This window comes from Moorena sp. SIO4E2 (genome assembly GCF_010671945.1).
GTDB classification, from domain to species: Bacteria; Cyanobacteriota; Cyanobacteriia; order Cyanobacteriales; family Coleofasciculaceae; genus Moorena; species Moorena producens.
The window spans coordinates 1-4,028 of record NZ_JAAHIE010000612.1 but is presented as its reverse complement, the minus strand read 5'-3'; the positions used below and the strand labels follow the sequence as shown (position 1 = coordinate 4,028).

General features: G+C 39.9%; 5 protein-coding genes. 1 reads left to right on the top strand and 4 read right to left on the bottom strand.

The window, feature by feature from the left end; all coding sequences use genetic code 11:
- The first annotated feature begins 145 nt into the window (after window positions 1-145).
- The gene (locus F6K37_RS34065; RefSeq protein ID WP_287255188.1) at window positions 146-1,309 is read left to right on the top strand and encodes a group II intron reverse transcriptase; all 1,164 of its coding nucleotides are present in this window, start codon (window positions 146-148) and stop codon (window positions 1,307-1,309) included.
- A gap of 101 nt (window positions 1,310-1,410) precedes the next feature.
- Here the strand turns inward: F6K37_RS34065 and F6K37_RS34060 are convergent, their stop codons facing one another.
- From F6K37_RS34060 to F6K37_RS34045, 4 genes are all read right to left on the bottom strand, one after another.
- Window positions 1,411-1,773: an SDR family NAD(P)-dependent oxidoreductase gene (locus F6K37_RS34060; RefSeq protein WP_287255186.1), complete on the bottom strand. Its 363-nt coding sequence runs from the start codon at window positions 1,771-1,773 to the stop codon at window positions 1,411-1,413.
- 7 nt (window positions 1,774-1,780) lie between these two features.
- On the bottom strand, window positions 1,781-2,728 hold the full coding sequence (locus F6K37_RS34055; RefSeq protein WP_287255184.1) for a choline kinase family protein: 948 nt from the start codon (window positions 2,726-2,728) through the stop codon (window positions 1,781-1,783).
- A gap of 247 nt (window positions 2,729-2,975) precedes the next feature.
- Window positions 2,976-3,131, bottom strand: a complete 156-nt coding sequence (locus F6K37_RS34050; RefSeq protein WP_229419856.1) for a hypothetical protein — start codon at window positions 3,129-3,131, stop codon at window positions 2,976-2,978.
- A 655-nt stretch (window positions 3,132-3,786) separates the two neighbouring features.
- Window positions 3,787-4,028 (bottom strand): hypothetical protein (locus F6K37_RS34045; protein WP_287255181.1); only part of this gene is annotated, 242 nt, incomplete at its 5' end.

Here is a 4,028-nt window from a genome sequence, read left to right as displayed (position 1 = left end):
TCTATTTTTAAGGCTTTTTGAAGTATTGTTTTTTGCTCTTGTGTCAGATAATTTTTTGCTGGCATATTTCCTATTATTGGGTTATTTATTAATTTTTATTATACCAATTTAAATGCCGAACAGCTTATTCAACAGTATCAATAGAATGCCCAAATGGGTATTAGATGCTGATATAGCCAAATGCTTTGAAAAAATCAACCATGATGCACTTCTAGAAAAATTAAATACTTACCCATCCATGAGAGGATTAATAAAGTCCTGGTTAAAAGCCGGTGTGATGGATAAGGGAACATTCTCATTTACAAATGAGGGAACTCCGCAAGGGGGTGTAATATCACCACTTTTAGCGAACATAGCCCTCCACGGAATGGAAAAAAGAATCAAACAATTTGCCGAATCCTTAAAGGGAAGTAAAAGAGACAACAAAAAGGCACTAAACTTGATTCGATACGCAGATGACTTTGTCATAATGCACAAAGACCATTACGTGGTAGAAGAATGTCAAGAAGTCATCAATAAATGGCTGAAAGACATGAGTTTGGAATTAAAACCAAGTAAAACAAGGATTACCCACACATACCACGGATTTGATTTCCTAGGATTCAACATTCGTCACTACCAAGTAGGTAAACACCAATCAAAACAAGGTTTTAAAACCATCATCAAACCATCCAAGGAAAAAGTCCTAGAACATCATAAACAGCTTTCCAAGGTCATAGACCAACACAAGGCTGCCCCTCAGGATGCTTTAATAAGACACCTAAAACCCATTATACGTGGATGGTGTAATTACTACAGCTCAGTATGTAGTAAAGAGGTTTATAGCAAACTCGATAGCATGCTCTGGAACAAACTCCAAAGATGGGGTTATAGGAGGCATCACAATAAATCAAAAGCCTGGGTAACCAGCAAATATTGGGGAACCATTGGTGAGGATAACTGGATATTCATGACAAATAAGGAGAATTACCTCCCAAAACATGCCAAAACAGGAATCATCAGGCATAAAAAAGTCAAAGAAGCCAGAAGCCCCTATGATGGAGACCTAATTTACTGGAATAACAGAATGAGCAAACATCCTGAAAGGACCAGTCAAAAGGGAAGACTTTTGAAACGGCAAAAAGGGAAATGCGCTCATTGTGGTCTCACTTTCCGGGATGGAGATTTATTGGAAAAACACCATATAGTACCACGCGCTCTAGGTGGAAGTGACCTAGATAAAAATCTAGAATTACTACACCTACATTGTCACGACAAAAAACACGGAACAAAAATCAATTCCTCAGAATTAGATAAAAATCCGTTCTAGAGGTACCAATGACAAGGGTTCCTATGATGAGGAGCCGTATGAAGGGAAACTTACACGTACGGTTCTGGAGACGAGTCAGTGGGGTGACTCACTGACTTAGTTTAATAAACCAAACGTGTAAGACGTATCGGTGCTTTTGTATTTACATCCAGCATTTTATCGAGTAGTTCCTCATTATCATCTTCAATATCCACGGAATGAAAAATGCCAGCATTATTAATTAGGCCATCTATCCTATGAAAGACATCGAGTGTTTTTTTAATCCATTCATGTTCTGTATTTGGATCAGCTGAATTATAAGAAACCAATAACACCTTATCCTTTGGCAGTTCTAGAATATCTTTGGTTACCCGATCTAAGTCTCTGACGCCAAGGCTGAGAAAAAAGCCATATTCATAGAGTTTGAGTCCAATTGCTTTGCCTATGCCGCGATTAGCACCTGAAATCATCACAACTTTTGCCATGGTCTTTTTATAAAAGCTTTGCCTGCTTATTCATAACAGCTTTTAAACATCTTTGCCGATAATCAGCATAATAATGGTCAGTATAGCCTTCTTGCAATTTGGTGAGAACCCATAGTAATTCCCTGAGCAGGATGGCATCTTGGTGAATGGCGAGTTTATCTCTATTCAGAGATATTTTTGAGTATGCTTGAAGAAACAGCTCAGTTTGCTGGTTATCGAGATGGTGGAAATGGATAAATGCAGCAAGATCAGAATAAAGATCATTCATTCCCGCCATTTCCCAGTCCATAAATATAGTTTTTTGACCTTTCAAAAAATTTCCGTAGTGAAGATCGTTATGGCAAAACTTGATGTCACTCGATTGATGGTACACATCTAATTTATTTCGTATTGTTTCAAAAAAATCTTTAATTTTTATTGTATCATTAGCATTATATTTTTTTAATGAATGCCAGTATCTATCAAGTAAATCTTGAATATGATAGGTATGACTAATCGGGGAAAGTTCATGAATTTTACGGATAGATTCCCCAAAACTCTTCAGTGCTGCTGCAGTTCTGATTTCTTGAAAAGTCCAGACTGGCGCATCAATAAATTCAGTAATTATTGAGTGGTTTTTGGGGTCAAATGCGATCGGCTTCACTCCAAGATCTGCACGATATGCTTTTTTGATAATTGCATATTCTACTTGTCTGTTAATTTGCTGCACTTCTGATGTATGACAAACTTTGATAACAAAAACTCCACTATCTGTATAAACTTTAAAATTTTGGTTATTTTTACCTTCGGTTAATTTTTCAAGCCTGCTAATAGCTACCTTTTTTAGGGAAGGGAGATTTGAAAATACCTGCTCTACAACAATCCGATCGGATTTGTAAAATTCAAAGGGCTGAACACCTGATTCTGCGAAGGTCAGGGTTTCAGAAATTATTTCCGACTGCTGTAGTTGATTCATGAGGATTCCCTTGCCTATTTCTAATTGTTGACTTTTAAAGCTGAGCTATGGTGACTGCTAATGCTGACGGGGTGACAAACAGCGTTAAAAATCTTACTGGGTGTGGGGTGTGGGGTTTTGGGTGTAGGGAAACATCAGGAGCTGGCCAGTTTGGTAGCGATGCAGCTTCGGAACAGGGGAGCCAGTGAGGCCAAAGGGGGTTCCCCCCATGAGCAACTGGCGTGGTTTCCCCCACTCGCGCTTTGCATCAAGAAGAGACGGTTGAATCAGGTTTCAGACCGTTCGCGCAGCGTGGCCTAAAGGCCAAGGAAATTGCTGGGGTTACTCCAAATTCCCTGTCTTGATGCAGTCGCTCATGGGGGAAACCCCCAAGACCGCGCTGCATCGCTTCTATTTTCCCCACACCCCACACCCTTGCACCCTACACCCTGTCTAGTTTTTAGCCTTGTTGTCACCCCCTCAGGTCTGCAGACTCTAGCTGACATAACTCCAGTTGTGGGAGTCTGGTAGGTACCCAGGGTGGTAAGCTCATCTCAATTTGGTATAGATTGTAACTTAAAAAAATCTAATTAAAGCAATTTTTCTTCAAATTGGAAAAAATTTAGGTGCGACCCAAGGCCGTGAGCAATCCCTCACGGCCTTGGAGGCGCGCACCTAGTATTTTGAGCAAGAAAGAATAAACCGTTGCGAACGCGCCCCGCGTCGGCGAAGCCGAATTGCCATTAGGATTTTTCAGATTTCTCAAATCACATTCTCAATAATTCCGAGATTATTGAGAATGTAGGGGGCTTATTGACATTGACGCAGCAGATTTCAGGTTTGTGACACTATATAGCAGTCGAAGTAAAGCTTAAGACATATTTCTGCTCCGAACGCGCCCCGCGTGGCCTACGGCCTTAGTCCCTACTCCCTGCTCCCTTTCAACCAAAATACTCTGTCCTAAACTATACTTCGGTTGCTATAAAAGTTCTTTGATAGCGTTTCTCATAGCTATTAGGTGCGACCCGTGGCGAATTAAATTCTTAATGGGTCAAGCGCACCTAACAAAGATTTCAAAATTAATAAGCAAAAATACTTATCGTATGAATTTCATATCCAGTAGGCATTTCAAAATAAGATGCGTTTACCCTGGTAAATGTGCCCAATGCCTTGACATATCCCCAAAAGTTAGAGTAGACCATCAATAATATGTGCTTATAGTTTAAACCGGATTGGATATTACTCAACCTGGGGCATCCTATGGAAATTTCCTTAATTAAACAAGGGCAATTAAATGCCCAGAACTGGTCTGGCACTGATA

Excerpts from the sequence above, each read along its gene's own strand:
- F6K37_RS34065 (WP_287255188.1), top strand. The coding sequence starts at position 146 with ATGCCCAAATGGGTATTAGATGCTGATATAGCCAAATGCTTTGAAAAA.
- F6K37_RS34060 (WP_287255186.1), bottom strand. The coding sequence starts at position 1,773 with ATGGCAAAAGTTGTGATGATTTCAGGTGCTAATCGCGGCATAGGCAAA.
- F6K37_RS34055 (WP_287255184.1), bottom strand. The coding sequence starts at position 2,728 with ATGAATCAACTACAGCAGTCGGAAATAATTTCTGAAACCCTGACCTTC.